The sequence below is a fragment of the Caldisericia bacterium genome (assembly GCA_030018355.1).
Taxonomy (GTDB): Bacteria; Caldisericota; Caldisericia; order B22-G15; family B22-G15; genus JAAYUH01.
Window position 1 is genome coordinate 15,663 of sequence record JASEFN010000004.1, and the last position, 18,233, is coordinate 33,895.

Sequence of the window (18,233 nt, forward strand, 5' to 3'; positions counted from 1 at the left end):
CTCCTTTCTATTGTTTTAAAATCTCTTCAAAATGGCCAAATTTTCTAAAAATATTTAATAAATTCTTTAGCAAATTTAATCTATTTATTTTAATTTTTTCATCATCAACCATAACAAGAATATTGTCAAAAAATTTATTTATAATATTAACAGATTCAATAAATTTATTGTAAACTTTTTCCAATTCGATTATGTTTCTTTTCTCAATTTCATTTTTAATGTTTAAATAAAATTCATATAAATTTTTTTCCTCATCTTTTTCAAATAGATTCTCTTTAATTTCTCCTTGAATATTATGATTTTTGGTAATGTTATATACTCTTTTATATGCTAAAACAAAATTGTTGAATGGTTCTTCATTATATATATTTTTTATGAATTTACTATTCACATATGCTTTATAAGGTATAAATGGTTCAACATTAATAACAGCATTTATTATGTCATAATTTAAATTTTCTTCTTCTAAAATTCCTCTAAATCTATTTTTTATAAATTTTAAAATATTTTCTAAATTAAAGTCTTTCTTGAGAGAATCTTCAAATGTCTTTAATGAATAATCAATTAAATTATTAATTGAAATTGAATTTTCAAAAGAGATTAAAAGTTTAAGAAGGGTTAAAGAAACTCTTCTTAGACCCATAGGATCTTCACTTGAAGTTGGTTCTAACTTAACAAGAAAACTTCCAACCAGGGTATCAATTCTATCAATTATTCCAAGAATTTTTGGAAGTTTTGACTCTGGAAGTCTGTCATCTTTCTTTCTTGGATATATAAACTCTTTTATTATTTCACAGACATCTTTTTCTTCATTTGATTCAATGCATAAAAATCCCCCAATTATTCCATGTAATTCAGGGTATTCTTGAACAGTTAAAGTTGTTAAATCAGACATTGATAACAGAGCCGCTCTATCAAGAAGTGCTTTCTCTTCTTCTGTTAATTTTAAATCATTATAAAGATTCTTTAATAATTTAATTAATCTAATTGTTTTATCATAATATGTCCCGAGATTTTTTTCAAAAATTATATTTTTTAAACCATCAATTCTGTTCTTTATTGGAATCTCTTTATCTTTTGAAAAGAAAAATAAGGCATCATCAATTTTTGCTTTAACAACACTCATAAATCCTTCTTTTATTATATTTGAATCTTTGAAAATTCCATTTTGAACACCAAATGCATAAATTATTTCATTATTTTTCTTTCCAGGAAAAACTCTTGCACCTTTTATTAATATTTCAACGAGTATCTCATATGGTAGATCTCTTCCTTTTGATGGTAAAGTAAAGTAAAAAACTTTTGGTGATTCAACTAAATTTGTTACTTCATTTAAAAGATCTTCATCTTTATTTATTTCAACTTGAAGTTCTTTTTCAAAATTAGACAACTCTTCAAGAATTATCTTTTTTCTTTCTTCAAAGGATAAAATAATCCCTTCTTTTTTAATAGACTCAAAATAATCATCAACTGAATTAATTTTGATATAATCCATTGAAGTTTTTAAGAATCGTCTTGTTTCTCTTTTACTTTTTATATCTCCAATATTAATATTTATCAATTCATCATTAAACATTGATAAAATCCATCTTATTGGTCTTACAAAAGAAAGCGAGTCCCATTTCATTGGTTTTCTTATTGGAATTGAAAAAAGAATTTTTTGAAAGTTATCTCTTATTAATTCTTTAGTATCTTTACCAAACATTTTCTTTTCTATAAAAACGTATTCTTCATCACCAACTTTTTCAATTTTAATATCATCTATGGTACTATCATTTTTTTGCAAAAAACCTTTTAAAGGGGTAAGAGGTTCTCCATTTTCGTTAAATGCTAAAGATTTTTTTGGACCTTTTACTTTTAAAACTCTATCTTTTTGTCTCTCAGAAATTTCATCAACAAAAATGACTAACCTTCTTGGAGTAAAGAAAATTTGGAGATTCTTATATTCTATTGCCTCAGAATTAAGAAAATCAGAAAAATTTTTCTTAATTAATTCACCAATTTCATTTAAAAATCTGGCGGGTATCTCTTCTACACCAACTTCAATTAAAAGTTTATTACCCATTTCGTTCCTTTAAAAATAACTTAGCACAATTATTAGCAATATTTCTTATTCTTGTTATATATTGATTTCTTTCTGTTAATCCAATGGAGCCTCTCGCGTCCAAAATATTAAATATGTGAGATAATTTAAGGCAATATTCATAAGATGGAAGTATTAAATTTTTATCAAGAAGTTCATGTGCTTCTTTCTCAAAAGAGTCAAAAATCTCTCTTAGCATTTCTGTATTTGCCTCTTCAAAAGAATAAACACACATTTCTCTCTCCTCGAGTAATCTTAAATCTTTATATTTAATTGTTTGATTCCAATTTATCTCAAAAATTGATTCTTTTTTTTGAAGAAAAAGAGCTATTCTTTCTAAACCATAAGTAATCTCTGCAGAAATAGGTTCTAAATCTATTCCACCCGCTTGTTGAAAGTAAGTAAATTGAGTTATTTCCATTCCATCACACCAAACTTCCCATCCAACTCCCCATGCTCCAAGAGTCGGAGATTCCCAATTGTCTTCAACAAATCTAATATCATGATCTTCTTCTTTTATTCCAAGACTTTTTAAACTGTTTAAATATATTTCAATAATATTATTTGGGGGAGGTTTTAAAATAACTTGAAATTGATGATGTTTATATAATCTATTTGGATTATCTCCATATCTTCCATCTTGTGGTCTTCTTGAAGGTTGAACATATGCAACTCTATAGGGATTTTTTCCTAAAACACCAAAAAAAGTTAAAGGACTCATTGTCCCTGCTCCAACTTCAATATCAAAAGCTTCAGCAACTACACAATTTTCTTTGCTCCAAAAAATTCTTAACTCAGTTATAATATCTTGAAAGGTCATTTCTTTAAAATTTTACCACAAATTAATTTTATTTAAAACTTTTTCAAACAAAAATTTTAATTTTGTAGTTAATAATTAAAAATTAACAACTATATATTAAAAAAATTTTAAAATTATTGAATTTTATTAAAATAATGTTAAAATATATTTAAATTATTTTTAATTTATTTTTGGAGGTTATAATGAAAAAACCTCAAGGATTTAAAGGGTTTATTTTAATGTCAATTGGTCAATTTATCTCAATGGTTGGTTCAAGTATGACTCAATTTGGTTTATCAATATGGATTTGGAAAACCACAGGAAATGCCACGCCATTTAGTATAATTACAACTTTATTCTTTATTCCAAACTTAATTTTCTCACCTTTTGCAGGTGCACTTATTGATAGATGGCCTTTAAAAAAATCTCTAATCCTTCCAGATCTAACAGCAGGATTAATAACATTATTAACTTTGATTTTGTATTTGATGAATAAATTAAATCTTCCTTTTTTATACATTGCATCTTTTGTTTCAGGAATATTTAACGCTTTTCAATGGCCAGCATATTCAGTAACAATAAGTGTTATGTTAAAAAAAGAAGAATATGGAAAAGCAAATGGCCTTTTTTCAATGGTTGAAAATGGTCCAATGATAATTGCACCAATCCTTGCGGGTATATTTTTACCTTTAATAAATTTATCTGGAGTAATGATTATTGATATATTTACTTTTTTATTTGCCATTATTGCAGTTCTATATGTCTACATTCCAAAAATTGATAGAGTTTTATCTATTGAAAAATTAAATATTTTTAGTGAAGCCCTCTTTGGATTTAAATATATTTTTAAACATAAACATTTATTATCACTACTCACTGTTTTTCTTCTTGTTAATCTCTTTGAAGGATTTATAAACCCTTTATATTCGCCATTAATTTTGTCAAAAACAAATAATAATAGTATTTTCTTGGGAATAATACAAATGTTTTTTGGTTTAGGTGGGCTTATCGGAGGATTTGTTATGACAATTTGGGGAGGAACAAAAAAGAAAATATACAGTTTATTAGGTGGAATTTTTCTTGGAGGAATCTCTTTAGTTTTCTTTGGAATATCTAAAGCAGTTTATATTTTATCAATTCTTGGATTAATAATCTCTTTCTCAGGTGTTATTTCAAATGCATCTTCTCAAGCAATTTGGCAATCTAAAATTTCTCCTGAATTACAAGGAAGAGTTTTTTCAGCAAGAAGAGTAATAGCACAACTTATTGGAACAATACCAATGATTTCAAGCGGACCAATTGTTGATAACATTCTTTCTAAATATTTTACTTATGAAAATAGATTTTTTTCTTATTTTGGAAGTGGAAAAGGAGGAGCTATGTCTTTTATGACATCTTTATCTGGAATTCTTGTTATATTTGTTGTAATTTATGCTCTTTCTAATAAACTTATAATGAATGTTGAAACAATAGATTAAATTTTGATTTATAATAAATTATGTGGAAATTATGTTTAAAAATATATGTTTATTAATTATTGATATGCAATATGATTTTATTAAGAGCCCTTCTCCAGTTTTTGTTAATGAGTGTAGAGATATTATTCCAAATATCCAAAAAATTCTTAATAGATTTAGAGAAAAAAATCTACCAAGAATTTTTGTTAAAAGAGAACATAGAGAATCTGGTATTGATGTTGATTTACCAAGAAGAGAATTATTTATAAAAAATGGTGGGTTTTTAATAGAAAATAATTTGGGATCTGAAATTATAAATGAATTAAGACCAAATAAAGATGAGATTGTCGTTATAAAAAGAAGATTCTCAGCCTTTTTTGGCACTGAACTTGACTTTTTATTAAGAAGAATGGAGATTAAAACTTTAATTTTAACTGGAATTCAAACTCCAAATTGTATAAGAACAACTGCGTTTGATGCTATCTCTTATGATTATGAAGTAATAGTTATTTCTGATGCAACAAAATCAAAAACAGATGAAATTCAAAATGCAAATTTATTAGATATGAAAGAAGTTGGTATAAAAATTTTATTAACCAATGAATTATTAAATATGTTAAAATGAATTTAAATGATACATGGTATTACCAGATTAAATAGTGAAGAATTAAATAAAAAGAAAGAAGAATATGAAATATATTTAGAAACATCAAAAAAACTTTTTGAAAATTTTATTGATAAAAGAAACCCTTTCACAATTTCATTAATTGATAAGGAGGGAGTAGTATTATTAGTTTGTAGTGCTGAAAAGAACCCTATCATTGAAGAAGGAATAATTATAGATGAAAAATTTGGAGTTACAGCAATATTGAATGTAATAAAAAGTTGCAAAGAATCAGAAATCTTAGGAAATGATCATACTTTACCTTTATTAAAATCTTGGTCATGTGCTGCATCTCCAGTTAAAGATATTTATGGAAATTTAAAATGCATTATTAGTTTATCAAGTGAAAAAGATAAATACCCACAATATGGTTTAAAATTGGTAAAATTAATTACAAGTGCTATTGAAAATGAGGTTAATTTAAAACATACATTAAAAGAAATTGAATTATCAAAGCATTACGCTGAAATAATAGCAGAAGGTAATAAAGATGGTGTCCTTGTTTTAGATAAGAATGCTAATGTATTGTATATAAATCAAGTTGGAGCAAATATTTTAAAAATTGACAGAGAAAAAGCAATAGGAAAAAATGTTACTGAAATAGTAGATTTTACTCCAGTTATATTGAATGTTTTTAAAACACATAAAGGTTATGTAGATAAAGAATTTATTATAGAAAGTCCATCAAGAGGTTTACTTCATTTCATAAAAACAGCCGTTGTATTAAGAGATTCGAATGGGAATTTTGCAGGTGTAGTAGATTTTTTTAGAGAAATTGAAAGAGTAAGAAAATTTGTAACATCGTATATAGGAGCTGAAGCAAAATTTACTTTTGATGATATAAAAGGAGAAAGCGAAAAAATAAAAGAGGTTGTTAGAATAGCCAAAATTGCTTCTAAATCGAATTCAACTGTTTTAATCACTGGAGAAACTGGTACTGGTAAGGAAATGTTTGCTCAAGCAATACATTTTGAAAGTGAAAGAAGATCTGGACCGTTTGTAGCATTGAATTGTGGAGCAATTCCAAGAGATTTAGCAGAAAGTGAATTATTTGGTTATGAACCAGGAGCATTTACAGATGCAGATAAAAGAGGAAGACCCGGAAAATTTGAACTTGCAGATGGTGGTACTCTTTTTTTAGATGAAATTAATGAATTGCCTCCTTCCCTCCAAATTAAACTTTTAAGGGCAATTGAGGATAAAGTAATAACAAGAATAGGTGGAACCAAATCTCTCAAAGTTAATGTAAGGATAATTTCAGCAACTAATAAAAATATTCAAGAGTTAGTAGAAAAAGGAATTTTTAGAAAAGATTTATATTTTAGATTAAATGTTATCCATATAAATATTCCTCCATTAAGAGAAAGAAGAGAGGACATTCCTATTCTAATTAATCATTTTATTAACAAATTTAATATGACACTGAATAAAAATATAAAAGGTTATGATAATTCATTTATTGATCCACTTTTAAATTATGATTTTCCTGGTAATGTAAGAGAATTACAAAATATTATTGAAAGAGCCATAAATATATGTGAGAGTGATAAATTAACTATAGATCATTTACCAGAATATTTATTTGAAAAGAAGTTCGATTTTAAAAAATATATAAATTTAGAAGATATTAAGAGAGACTATATTGAAAAAATTTTACTTGAATGTGATTTTAATATCTCTAAAGCAGCTAAAAAAATTGGTATTTCAAGACCGACTCTTTATAAAATCATTAAAAAATATAAATTAGAGAAATATATTTAATATGTAAAATTTTTTTACAAAAATTTACAAATCTTTGTTAAAATTTTTTACAAAATCATAAAAGAATTAATATAAAATCATTATTTTATTATTTGGCACAAATTTTGCATATATTTTTTGAAACTTAATTATGAAAGAAAGGAGGGATTAATGTCAGATTACTCAAAGGAATTTTTGCAATCACTTTACAGAACTATGGTAAGAATAAGAGTTTTTGAGTTAAAAGCAGAAGAACTTTTCCTTCAAGGCAAATTACCGGGTTTTATACATCTTTATATTGGTGAAGAGGCTATTGCAACAGGGGCAATGGCTAATTTAAGAAAAGATGATTATATCACCTCAACTCATAGAGGACACGGTCATATGATTGCTAAAGGTGCTTCAATGGATAGAATGATGGCGGAGTTATATGGAAAGAAAACAGGTTATTGCAAAGGAAAAGGAGGTTCAATGCATATTGCAGATGTTTCAATTGGCGTATTAGGAGCCAATGGAGAAGTTGGTGGTGGTTTACCGATTGCAGTTGGAGCAGCAATGGGTTTGAAAATGCAAAAAAAAGATTCTGTTGTAATATCATTTTTTGGAGATGGAGCATCTAATAGAGGTTCATTTCATGAATCATTAAATTGGGCTTCTGTTTATAATTTACCTGTTATATTCATATGTGAAAACAATCAATTCGCATCAACAGCAAGATTTAAAGAAACAACATCAGTGGAAAATATTTCAGATAGAGCAGTTGCTTATAGTATGAAAGGAATAACCATTGATGGTAACAATGTTCTTGAAGTTTATGAAACAGTAAAAGAGGCTGTTTATAGAGCAAGAAATGGAGGAGGACCTACATTAATTGAAGCAAAAACTTATAGAATAAAAGGCCACTTTGTTGGTGATCCAATGTTATATAGAGATCAAAAAGAAGTTGAAGAATTTTGGAAAAAGGAACCAATAGGAAGATTTGAAAATTATCTTTTTGAAAATGGTTTTATGAATAATCAAGAAAAAGAAAGTATTTGGCAAGAAGCGAATAAAGAGGTTGAGACTGCTGTTAAATTTGCTGAAGAAAGTGAATATCCAGAACCAAAAGAGGCATTAGAAGATTTGTTTGAAAATGATACTGGATATGACTATTTTTAAAGGAGGAGATAAATGAGAGAAATAACCTTTGCTGAAGCGTTAGGCGAGGCAATGTTAGAAGAGATGGAAAGAGACCCAACTATATTTACTTATGGAGAAGATATAGCTAAACAGGGTGGAATTTTTGGTCAATATAAATCTTTGTTAGGAAAATTCAAAGATAGAGTAATTGATACGCCTATTTCTGAAGAAGTTATATATGGATCTGCTTTAGGTGCAGCATTAGTGGGAATGAGACCAGTTGTTGAGTTTCATTTTGCAGATTTTATTTTTACCGGTATCACATCAATTGTAAATCAAATAATGAAATTCAAACATATGACAGGCGGACAAGGAAAAATAAGGGTTGTTTTAAGAGGACCAGATGGTGTTGCAAAATCTGCTGCAGCACAACATTCTGAGTCTATAGAAACAATCTTTATGCATATTCCAGGAATTTTTGTAGTTATTCCATCTACTCCATATGATATGAAAGGTTTGCTAAAAACTGCATTAAGATGTGATGATCCAGTAATTATATTTGAACATAAAATGCTTTATAAAATTAAAGGTCCCGTTCCAGAAGAAGAATATTTTATTCCTTTTGGTAAAGCGGATATTAAAAGAGAGGGTAAAGATGTAACAGTTGTTGCAACATCAAGAATGGTGCATGAATCATTAAAAGCAGCAGAAGAATTAGAAAAAGAAGGTATAGATGTTGAGGTTATCGATTTAAGAACACTTGTTCCATGGGATAAAGAATGCGTAATTAATTCTGTCAAAAAAACTCATCATCTTGTAATTGCCCATGAAACATGGAAAAGAGCTGGTTGGGGGGCAGAGGTTGCAGCAACTGTTCAAGAAATGGCTTTTGATTATCTTGATGCACCAATAATACGAGTTGGAGCAAAAAATGTTCATATAGCATTCAGTCCTCCTCTTCAAGACTATATAGTGCCAGATTATAAAAGCGTCATTGATGCAGTTAGGAGAGTATTAAATGTATGAGTTAAAGATGCCTAAATTTGGTTTAACAATGGAGGAGGGGGTTATAACAAAATGGTATAAAAAAGAAGGCGATTTTGTTAATAAGGGAGAGGCTATATGTGAGATTGAATCAGAAAAAATAGTGAATGATTTAGAATCTCCTGTGTCAGGTTATATAAAACAAATATTAGTTAAAGAGGGTGAGTCAAAAAAAGTTGGAGAAGTTATTGCATTAATATCAGAAAGTAAAGAAGAATTAAGAAAGGAGGTGATAAAAGAAGAGAGTGAAAAAGAGATTTTAGCATCTCCAAGAGCAAAAAGATTGGCAAAGGAGAAGGGTGTTGATTTAACAAAAATTAAAGGAAGTGGACCAGGAGGTAGAATAGTAGAAAAAGATATTTTAGATTATTTAGAAAGCGTAAAAGAGTCAAAAGAGATTATAGAAGAGTTATCTCAAATAAGAAAAGAAATTATAAAAAATCTTAAAAAAGGATATGAAAATTCTATCTTAGTAACAAATGTAACGAAAGTTGATTTTAGTCATTTAATGAATATAAAAAGAAATTTTCTTAAAGAGATCTCTGTAACTTCTATTTTAGTAAAAGTTGTATCTCAAGTTTTAAAAAAACATCCAAAGTTTAACTCAAATTTTGATGGAGAAAAATTGATTAAATTTAGAGACATTAATATTGGAATTGCAACAGATACAGAAAAAGGTCTCATAGTGCCTGTATTAAAGAATGTTGAAAATATGTCAATTGAAGAGATAGATAAAAAATTAAAAGATTTAATTAAAAAAGCAAAAGATGGAAAACTTTCTATAGATGAGACAAAGGGCTCACATTTTACAATTACAAATTTAGGTATGATGAGAACTGATTTCTTTACACCAATTTTAAATGCTAATGAAGTAGGAATTTTAGGTATTGGAAGGATTGATAAAGAAATTAAAATGGATGAAAATGGGAGAATCTATCCTATAGAAATTTCACATCTTTCTTTATCTTATGATCATAGGGTTATTGATGGTGCTGATGCTGCAAGATTTTTAGATGATCTCTGCAGCATCATTGAAAATGAAAGTAATTTAAAAAAATTATTAAATTTGTAAAAAGGAGGTAAGGTTATGAAAAAATTTTTAACAATTTTTTTAATTGTAACTTTAACATTATCTATTTTTTCATTAACAGGATGTAAAAAGGAAGAAAAAGTTGAATTTGTACCAAAAGCAGAGTATACTATGCAACTAAATGTTGGACCTGCTTTTGGATGGGGAATGGGAGCACAAAAATGGGCTGACTTGATTAAAATTAAAACTGGAGGAAAAATTAATGTTAAACCATATTTCTCGAGTGCTTTACTTCAAGGAAAACAAACAAACTGGTTCCAAGCAGTTGCAGAAGGAAGTATAGATTTTGCAGTAGAATCAACAATTAATTCTTCACCAGTTGTTAAATCACATAATTTATTTTCTTTACCATTTTTCATTAATACTTATGAAAATTTAGACAAAATTGAAAATGGTGAAACAGGTAAAAAACTTTTTGAAGAAATGGAAAAATTAGGAGTAGTTCCTCTTGCATGGGGTGAAAATGGATTTAGACAAATCACCAATAGTAAAAAACCAATTAGAACTCCAGAAGATATGAAAGGATTAAAATTCAGAGTTGTTGGATCTCCTATATTTATTGATATTTTTAAGGCACTTGGTGCTGATGCTGTTAGCATGAACTGGGCAGACGCTGTTACAGCATTTCAACAAGGAGCAGTTGATGGTCAAGAAAATCCATATGGTGTCTTACTTCCAGTTCAAATTTGGCAATACCATAAATATGTAACGAATTGGAACTATGTTGTAGATCCTCTTATCTTTTGTGTAAGTAAAAAAACTTGGGATACATTTCCAGATGATATAAAACAAGCAATAAAAGAAGCAGCAATTGAGGCTGCAGAATGGGAAAAAGCATATGTTAGAAGAGGGCTTGATGATGGAACAGCGCTTAAAATATTGAAAGAAAAATTTAATTATATTCCTGAAATTTCAGATCAAATTGCCTATGTAAAGTTAAATGGGATGACAGTAATAGATATTACTGAAGAAGAGAGACAAAAGTTTATTGAAGCCACAAAGCCAGTTTTTGATAAATGGGTAGAAGTTGTCGGTAAGGATTTAGTTGAACTTGCAAAAAAAGATATGGGAAAATAAAAGAAATTTTTTTATTAAAGGGGGTGATTAACTCACCCCCTTTTTCTTAAAGGAGGAATTATGAAAAAATATACAATTGAAGAAATTTTATCATCAATTATTCTTGGAATAATGGCAATTATTGCTTTTATTAATGTTTTAAGTAGATATATATTTAAATTATCAATAGCAGCGATAGAAGAACTTGAAATTAATTTTTTTGTTTGGTTAACAATATTAGGAATAGCATTAGCATTTGAAAAAGGCTCCCATCTTAACATGACAATTATTTATAATAAATTTCCAAAATGGATGAAAAAAATTTCTATTATTATCTCCTCAATTTTAGCAATAATCTTATTTGCTATTGTTAACTATTTTGCAATTAGAGAAATTTACATGGATTTAACACTTTTTCACATGAGAAGCGAAGCACTTAATATTCCTAATTGGATATATGTTATAGGAATCCCAATTTTTTCAATTTTTGTTTTTAAAAAAATAATTACATCTACTGTTAAAAATATTAAAAATTTAAAATAGGAGGTTATTAAATGTTTCCAGCATTATTATTGTTTGGCATATTCATTATTTTAATTATATTAGGTACTCCAATTGGCACCTCTATTGGTATTGCCGGAGTACTTGGCACAGTTTTTTATAAACTTGGTATAACAATGATTTCAAGAAATTTCGCTTCAGGTATAGCAAAATTTCCATTAATTGCAATTCCATTTTTTGTACTTGCTGGTGCATTAATGGCAAAAGGCGGACTTGCTAAAAAAATTTCCGATTTTATTATTCTTTTAGTAGGTAAATCTGTTGGTGGTCTTGCAATTGCAGCCGTTATTACTGCAACTTTTTGGGGAGCAATTTCAGGATCTGGACCTGCAACTGCGGCTGCAATTGGTTTAATCTTTCTTCCAGCAATGATAAAACAAGGATATTCTGATCTTTTTTCAGCAGCAGTTATTGCTGCTGCTAGTGGACTTGCAATTATTATTCCACCATCTATTGCTTTTATAGTCTATGGAAATATAACAGGAGTTTCTGTCGCAGCACTTTTTTTAGGTGGAATAATACCTGGTTTGGTTGTTTCAGGTTTTTTAATTTTAATCACTTATATTATTTCTAAAAAAAGGGATTATAAAGGAACTGAAAAAAGAGGAACAGTTAAAGAAATTTTATTTGCATTAAAAGAGGCTGTATGGGCACTTATTGCTCCAGTTATAATTCTTGGATCAATTTATGCAGGAGTTGCTACACCAACAGAAGCAGCTGTAATTGCGGTATTTTATTCTCTTTTTGTTGGAATTTTTATATATAAATTACTTGATTTGAGAACAATTATTGATGCTTTAATTGAAACAGCAATAACTTCTGCAGTTGTTATGTTTGTAGTTACATTTGCTGGTATTTTTTCTATTGCTGAAGCAAGATTGGGAATTTTAGATTTAGCAGCTAATGGTGTAATAAATATTTCAAAAAATCCAATAATCTTCTTATTACTTGTCGATATAGTTTTCTTAATTGCTGGTTTCTTTTTAGACGCAATTTCAATAATGTATGTAATTATGCCAATCTTTTTACCAGTTCTAAAATCATTTGGTGTTGACCCTCTCTTTTTTGGAGTTGCAGTAACAGTTGCATGTGCAATCGGACAAATAACTCCACCAGTTGCAGTTAATTTATATGTAACAGCTAATTTAATCAAAAAACCATTAGATCAGGTATCTAAAGAAGTTTGGCCTTTTGTTATATTTACAATAATTGCTCTTTTGATAATAACTTATGCACCAAAACTATCTCTTATAATTCCAATTGCTTCAAAACTTTATATTCCATAAGATTTTTTGAATTCCTCAATTGCTTTAAAAGTTAGAGGATTTTGTAAAATTTCATCAAAAATATTTTTTGGAATTGTTATCGCATCGCTTCCATTTTTTACAACTTCTTCTATTTCTTTAGAACTTCTAAAACTTGCTGAAAGTATTTTTGTGTTTATTTTATTTTCTTTAATTATAAATTTAGCATCTCTTACAATAGATAATGGTTCTCCACCATATCTTCCAATTCTATTTATGTAGGGAATTACATAAACTGGTTCATATTTTAAAGATAAAATTATCTGTGAAAGTGAAAATATTGATGTTATTGAAAATGGAATATTTTCTTTTTTAAAAAGAGATAAACTTCTTAAACCTTCTTTTAAAAATGGTATTTTTAAAATTAAACCCTCAGGATAAAGTGAAAAATAATTTTTTCCTTCTTCAAAAATTTTTATGTAATCATCTTCTAAAGTTTGGACAAAAATTTTTAAATTTAATTTTTTACAAAAATTTATAACTTCTTTTGGTAATACTTTTTCTTTTGAAAGAAGAGTTGGATTTGTTGTAACTCCATCTATTATTCCAATTGAATTTAACTCTTCAATCTCTTTTAAATTAGCACTGTCTAAAAATATTTCCATATTTGATAAAATTATAATACATTGTCTTAAGGAGGTAAAGAGATGAAGTTAAGAGAGATTTACAATTTGTTTATAAAGTTAGGAATAGAATATGATCCAAGAGGGAAAGATGAAGTTTTGAAACTTCTTGATGAAAGAAAAAAAGAATATGAAAAACTTGATGATAGAGAGAAGGAATTTTTTGATTTAGATTCTCTTTTTAATCCATATGGAGACACAAGGATCCTTTATGGAACTGGAGATGAAGAGATAAATAGTTTAATTGCAGGAATTGATATTGATAGTGCAGAAGTTATTCTTGCAAAAAATTTAAATTTTGATCTTGTTTTATCTCATCACCCGAGAGGAAATGCTCTTTTAAATCTTCCAGATGTAATGAAACTTCAAGAAGACGCAATTGTTCATTATGGAGTTCCAATTAATGTTGGCCAAAAATTAATGGCAAAAAGAATTTCTGAAGTTGATAGAGCAATAACACCTCAAAATGCTTACAGAGCAGTTGATACCGCCAAAATATTGAAAATACCTTTTATATGTGTTCACACTCCTTCAGACAATGCTGTACATTCCTATTTAACTAATTTATTTGAAAAAGAAAAACCAAAATATTTAAAAGATGTAATTGATATTCTATTAACAATTCCTGAATATAAAGAAGCAAAAAAACTTGGTTTCGGGCCAAAAATATTTAATGGTGATCCTAAAAGTAAAGCAGGAAAAATAATTGTTGATATGACTGGTGGAACAGAAGGAGCAAAGGAACTTATGAAAAAATTCTCTGAGGCAGGAGTTGGAACTATTGTTGGAATGCATTTCTCTGAAGAACATAGAAAAGAGGCAGAAGAGGCATTAATTAACCTTGTTGTTGCTGGTCATATGTCATCTGATTCACTTGGTTTAAATCTCATTCTTGATGAATTAGAGAAAAAAGGTGTTAAAATAGAATCTTTTTCAGGATTTATAAGAATAAAGAGGATATGAAAATCAAAGGGGAGTGAAGTTCACTCCCCTTTTTTATTTCTAATTAAAATTCAGTTTTTCCTGTAAAATTAAATTCTTTAACCCTAATGTATGGAACAACACTTACATGGGCATTGCCTTTTTGAACTTTTCTCTCTTTTGAAATTTCTAAAACATTGTTCATAAGTTCAACCATATTTTGTGTAAACCTTAAATTTTTTAATGGAGTTGTTATTTTTCCATTCTCAATTAAAAACGTACCGTCTCTTGTCATACCAGTTATAATAACTCTTTTTGGATCAAGTGGATTTGTATAATGAAATCTTGAAACAAAAATTCCCTTCTCAACATTTTTTATCATATCCTCTAAATTACTTTCACCCTCTTTCATAAACAGATTCAAAGCAAATGGACCTATTGAATTTGGTTGAGGAAGAGCATGACCTGTATTTTCTTTTCCATATTTATAAGCATGATATGAATCATACACAACTCCTTTAGCGATTCCATTTTCAATTAAATTTACTCTCCTTTTTGGAACACCTTCAAAATCAAAAACAATTGGAGCACCAATTGGATCTAATCCATCATCCCAAATTGTTATATTTTCACCAAAAACTTTTTCACCTAATTTACCACTCATAAAACTTGTATCTTGATGAAACGATTTCGCTCCAAATGATAGATATGCGAAGAAGAAAAGTATATCTTCAACTGCATAGGGTGTTAAAATTACTTCATATTTTTGAGGTTCAATATCTTTAGGATTTTTACCCATTAAAACTCTATTAATTACTTCTTCAGCGAGATCAATTTCATTTAATTCTGAGAATTTTAATGCAAATCTATCACCATACCCAGATGAATTATCACTCATAATAACAGTTGAAAAAGTCAATGAAGAATACGGTGAGTAAGCCTCAATTCCTCTTGAATTTAATACTAAATACTCTTCAAGATCTAGTGATAAAGCACCTGAAGCAATTAAATTATTTTTTTCAGCAAGTTTAACTAGATTTAGAACTTTATATGCGAGATCTTGTGGAGTAACAGAAAGATTTTCCTCATATAAAGTTTTCACATCTTTTATACTCTCTCTTTCTGGTAGTTTAACAAAATCTGGGTCTTCTTTTGAATATTCAGCAATTTCCTCAGCATCTTTTACTGCTTTAATTATTCCTTCCTCTGTGAGATTGTTTGTTTCAACAAATCCAATTTTTTTGTTTTTAATAACCCTTACTCTTATCTGAGAATTCGTCTCTTTTACATTTTGATGAATAGTATTATTTGCAAATCTTGTTAAAGTAGATTCTTTTCCAAGATATAAAATTTCAATTTCATCAGATTTTGATGAATTAATCCCTTTCTTTAAAATTTTTACAATCTCTTCTTTTCCTCTCATCTTATCACCCCTACTCTAACATTTCTAAATCTTGCAGGTGCTGTTCCATGAGATACCTGCATAATTTGAGTTGGTTCACCTTTTCCACAATTTGGTAAACCCCAAACATGCCATAAATCTTTGTTGCCGATTCCATCACAAGATCTCCAAAATTCATAAGTAATTCCAGTATATGTTGGATTTTTAATCATTTCCCCTAATTTTCCATTTTTAATTTCCCATCCAATCTCACATCCAAATTGAAAATTGAGTTTTTATCATCTATAGACCAACTTTTGTTTGTTTCAACATAAATTCCTTCTTTTACACCACCAATTAAGTCTTCAAAAGTAAGATTTCCAGGTTCAAGATTTATAGAGGTCATTCTTATTAAAGGGATCCTATTCCATCCATCTGCTCTCATAGCACCCATTGGTTTTAATCCTACTTTATGCGCTGTTTCTCTTGATGTTAAATAACCCACAAAAATCCCATCTTTCACAAGATAGACTCTTTGTGCAGGAACTCCTTCATCATCATATTTAAAACCTCCAAGAGCATAGGGTATTGTTGCATCCGCTGTTATATTTACAATTTTCGAACCATATTCAAAATTTCCTAATTTCTCTGGTGTAAGAAATGAAGTTCCAGCATAAGATGCTTCCATTCCAAAAACTCTATCAAGTTCTGATGGATGTCCTAAAGACTCATGAACTTGAAGAGCCATTTGATAACCACTTATAACAATATCCATATACCCTTGCGGACAAGGTTTCGCAGAAAGAAGTTCAACGCTTTGTCTTGCTACTCTTTCGCTATTTTCAATAAGTTTTAACTCTTCAATAAACTCATAACCTTTTCTTGAAAAATCACCACCTAAAGATGCAGGATAACTCCTTCTTTGTACCTCTCCTGTATCACCAATTGCATATGCTTCTATACCACCACCTGATACGATCCTTTCTTGAAAAATGTATGAACCTTCAGTTGAAGCAAAATATTTATTTTGTTTTAAAAAGTATAAACTTCCCTTTCTTATTTTAACCATTTTATATTGAGACATTATTCTATCGCACTCTAAAAGAAGTGAGAGTTTTTTATTTAGCGGAACAGAAAATGGATCAATTTTATAACTTTCATAATATTCATCTTCAACAATCTCAATTGGAGATAAAAATACATCTTCTTTTTTTACAAGTTGTGATGCCTTTGCAATGTTTATTGCTTCATCCAAAACTTTAAGCATCTCATATTTATCTATTTTTGAAGATGAAGAAAAACCCCATGAACCATTGACAAGCACTCTAATTCCAAAACCTTTTGATATTGATCTTCCAATTCCTTGAACTATACCATTCTCTGTGTCTAGAGTTTCAATTTCATCCTCAACCACCCTTACATCTCCATAATAAACTCCTCTTTTTTTAGCCTCATCCATAATCCATCTTACTTCATCTTTCATAAATCCTCCTAAATTTTAAAATGTTAAACTTAAAAGTCTTCTAATTCTTTCTTCAATTGGAGGGTGAGTTGCAAAAATTTTTTCACCAGAAAAAGGACTTCTAATAAATAAGTGAGCAGTTGCATCAGATGCTACTTTCATATCTTTTTTATATTCACTTAATTTTTTTAATGCATTTGCAAGTCCATAAGGATTTCTTACTATATATGCACCATCTGCATCTGCGAGATATTCTCTTTGTCTTGATATTGCTGCTCTAATTAAAGCGACAAGAATTGGAGAAATTATTGCTAAAATAAGTGCAATTAAAATAAGAACTGCATTTCCACCCTCTCTGTCTCTTTTTCTGCCGCCTCCATAGAAAAACATGCTTCTTAAAAAGATATCTCTTAATAAAACTATCAACCCAACAACTATTCCAATAACAGTCATAAGAAGAATATCATAATTTCTTATATGAGCTATTTCATGTGCTATTACACCCTGAAGTTCTTCTCTATTCATCATTTCAAGAAGTCCTGTTGTAACACAAACTGATGCATTTTGTGGGTTTCTCCCTGTCGCAAAAGCATTTGGTTGAGGTTCATTCATAATATACACTTTTGGTTTTGGAACACCAGCAGCAATTGAAACTTCTTCAACAACATTGTGTAATACGTAAAACCTTTCTTTATCAGCAGGAATTGCTCCAACAGAGAGAAGGGCAATTTTATCAGAATTGTAATAAACAATTAAGTTGTAAATAATTATGAATATCGTAATTAAAATTAAACCACTAACTCCCCATTCTAATACATATATAAAAAAATATCCAATAAGAAAGAGAATTATAGAAAATAAAATAAGAAAGAAAAATGTTTTTCTTTTATTTTCTGAAATTAATTCATAAAGAGTTTTCTTCATTTTCT

At 28.5% G+C, this 18,233-nt stretch carries 17 protein-coding genes; 10 read left to right on the forward strand and 7 right to left on the reverse strand.

The features are described 5' to 3' along the window. Positions 1-7 precede the first annotated feature (7 nt). Both glyS and QMD25_04920 read right to left on the reverse strand, forming a co-directional pair. A complete protein-coding gene (gene glyS / locus QMD25_04915; GenBank protein ID MDI6861335.1) occupies positions 8-2,065 on the reverse strand; it encodes a glycine--tRNA ligase subunit beta in 2,058 nt (685 codons plus the stop codon). Further along, positions 2,058-2,903 carry a glycine--tRNA ligase subunit alpha gene (locus tag QMD25_04920; GenBank protein MDI6861336.1) on the reverse strand — a complete coding sequence of 282 codons (846 nt, stop codon included), beginning with the start codon at positions 2,901-2,903 and terminating at the stop codon, positions 2,058-2,060. Before QMD25_04920 ends, glyS begins: the two co-directional genes overlap by 8 nt. A gap of 182 nt (positions 2,904-3,085) precedes the next feature. On the opposite strand from QMD25_04920, the gene QMD25_04925 reads away from it, so the two are divergent. From QMD25_04925 to QMD25_04965, 9 genes are all read left to right on the forward strand, one after another. Beyond that, complete coding sequence (locus QMD25_04925) at positions 3,086-4,360, forward strand: MFS transporter (protein ID MDI6861337.1); 1,275 nt, start codon at positions 3,086-3,088, stop codon at positions 4,358-4,360. 31 nt (positions 4,361-4,391) lie between these two features. Further along, positions 4,392-4,964 carry an isochorismatase family cysteine hydrolase gene (locus tag QMD25_04930; GenBank protein MDI6861338.1) on the forward strand — a complete coding sequence of 191 codons (573 nt, stop codon included), beginning with the start codon at positions 4,392-4,394 and terminating at the stop codon, positions 4,962-4,964. A 6-nt stretch (positions 4,965-4,970) separates the two neighbouring features. Next, positions 4,971-6,764, forward strand: a complete 1,794-nt coding sequence (locus QMD25_04935) for a sigma 54-interacting transcriptional regulator (protein ID MDI6861339.1) — start codon at positions 4,971-4,973, stop codon at positions 6,762-6,764. Between the two features lie 150 nt (positions 6,765-6,914). After that, positions 6,915-7,901 (forward strand): thiamine pyrophosphate-dependent dehydrogenase E1 component subunit alpha, encoded by a 987-nt coding sequence (locus tag QMD25_04940; protein ID MDI6861340.1) that lies wholly within the window; start codon positions 6,915-6,917, stop codon positions 7,899-7,901. A 12-nt stretch (positions 7,902-7,913) separates the two neighbouring features. Beyond that, complete coding sequence (locus QMD25_04945; protein ID MDI6861341.1) at positions 7,914-8,888, forward strand: alpha-ketoacid dehydrogenase subunit beta; 975 nt, start codon at positions 7,914-7,916, stop codon at positions 8,886-8,888. Continuing rightward, entirely contained in the window at positions 8,881-9,978 is a 1,098-nt protein-coding gene (locus QMD25_04950; protein MDI6861342.1) for a dihydrolipoamide acetyltransferase family protein, read from the forward strand. The genes QMD25_04945 and QMD25_04950 overlap by 8 nt, the downstream gene beginning before the upstream one ends. A 15-nt stretch (positions 9,979-9,993) precedes the next feature. Then, positions 9,994-11,073, forward strand: a complete 1,080-nt coding sequence (locus QMD25_04955) for a DctP family TRAP transporter solute-binding subunit (protein ID MDI6861343.1) — start codon at positions 9,994-9,996, stop codon at positions 11,071-11,073. A 60-nt stretch (positions 11,074-11,133) separates the two neighbouring features. After that, complete coding sequence (locus QMD25_04960; protein ID MDI6861344.1) at positions 11,134-11,595, forward strand: TRAP transporter small permease subunit; 462 nt, start codon at positions 11,134-11,136, stop codon at positions 11,593-11,595. Between the two features lie 11 nt (positions 11,596-11,606). Then, entirely contained in the window at positions 11,607-12,899 is a 1,293-nt protein-coding gene (locus QMD25_04965; protein ID MDI6861345.1) for a TRAP transporter large permease, read from the forward strand. On the opposite strand, the gene QMD25_04970 is transcribed toward QMD25_04965, so the two are convergent. Beyond that, positions 12,887-13,522 (reverse strand): transaldolase family protein, encoded by a 636-nt coding sequence (locus QMD25_04970; GenBank protein ID MDI6861346.1) that lies wholly within the window; start codon positions 13,520-13,522, stop codon positions 12,887-12,889. The two genes, QMD25_04965 and QMD25_04970, sit on opposite strands and share 13 nt — an antisense overlap. Positions 13,523-13,564: 42 nt before the next feature. Here QMD25_04970 and QMD25_04975 point away from each other — a divergent pair, with 42 nt between their 5' ends. Then, positions 13,565-14,503, forward strand: coding sequence for an NGG1p interacting factor NIF3 (locus QMD25_04975; protein ID MDI6861347.1), 939 nt, complete (start codon positions 13,565-13,567; stop codon positions 14,501-14,503). 43 nt (positions 14,504-14,546) lie between these two features. On the opposite strand, the gene QMD25_04980 is transcribed toward QMD25_04975, so the two are convergent. The 4 genes from QMD25_04980 to htpX are packed head-to-tail and all read right to left on the reverse strand — an operon-like array spanning position 14,547 to position 18,228. Continuing rightward, complete coding sequence (locus QMD25_04980) at positions 14,547-15,884, reverse strand: TldD/PmbA family protein (GenBank protein ID MDI6861348.1); 1,338 nt, start codon at positions 15,882-15,884, stop codon at positions 14,547-14,549. Beyond that, entirely contained in the window at positions 15,881-16,075 is a 195-nt protein-coding gene (locus tag QMD25_04985; protein MDI6861349.1) for a hypothetical protein, read from the reverse strand. The genes QMD25_04980 and QMD25_04985 overlap by 4 nt, the downstream gene beginning before the upstream one ends. Positions 16,076-16,080: 5 nt before the next feature. Then, positions 16,081-17,325, reverse strand: a complete 1,245-nt coding sequence (locus tag QMD25_04990) for a TldD/PmbA family protein (protein ID MDI6861350.1) — start codon at positions 17,323-17,325, stop codon at positions 16,081-16,083. A gap of 15 nt (positions 17,326-17,340) precedes the next feature. Further along, positions 17,341-18,228: a zinc metalloprotease HtpX gene (gene htpX, locus QMD25_04995; protein ID MDI6861351.1), complete on the reverse strand. Its 888-nt coding sequence runs from the start codon at positions 18,226-18,228 to the stop codon at positions 17,341-17,343. Positions 18,229-18,233 lie beyond the last annotated feature (5 nt).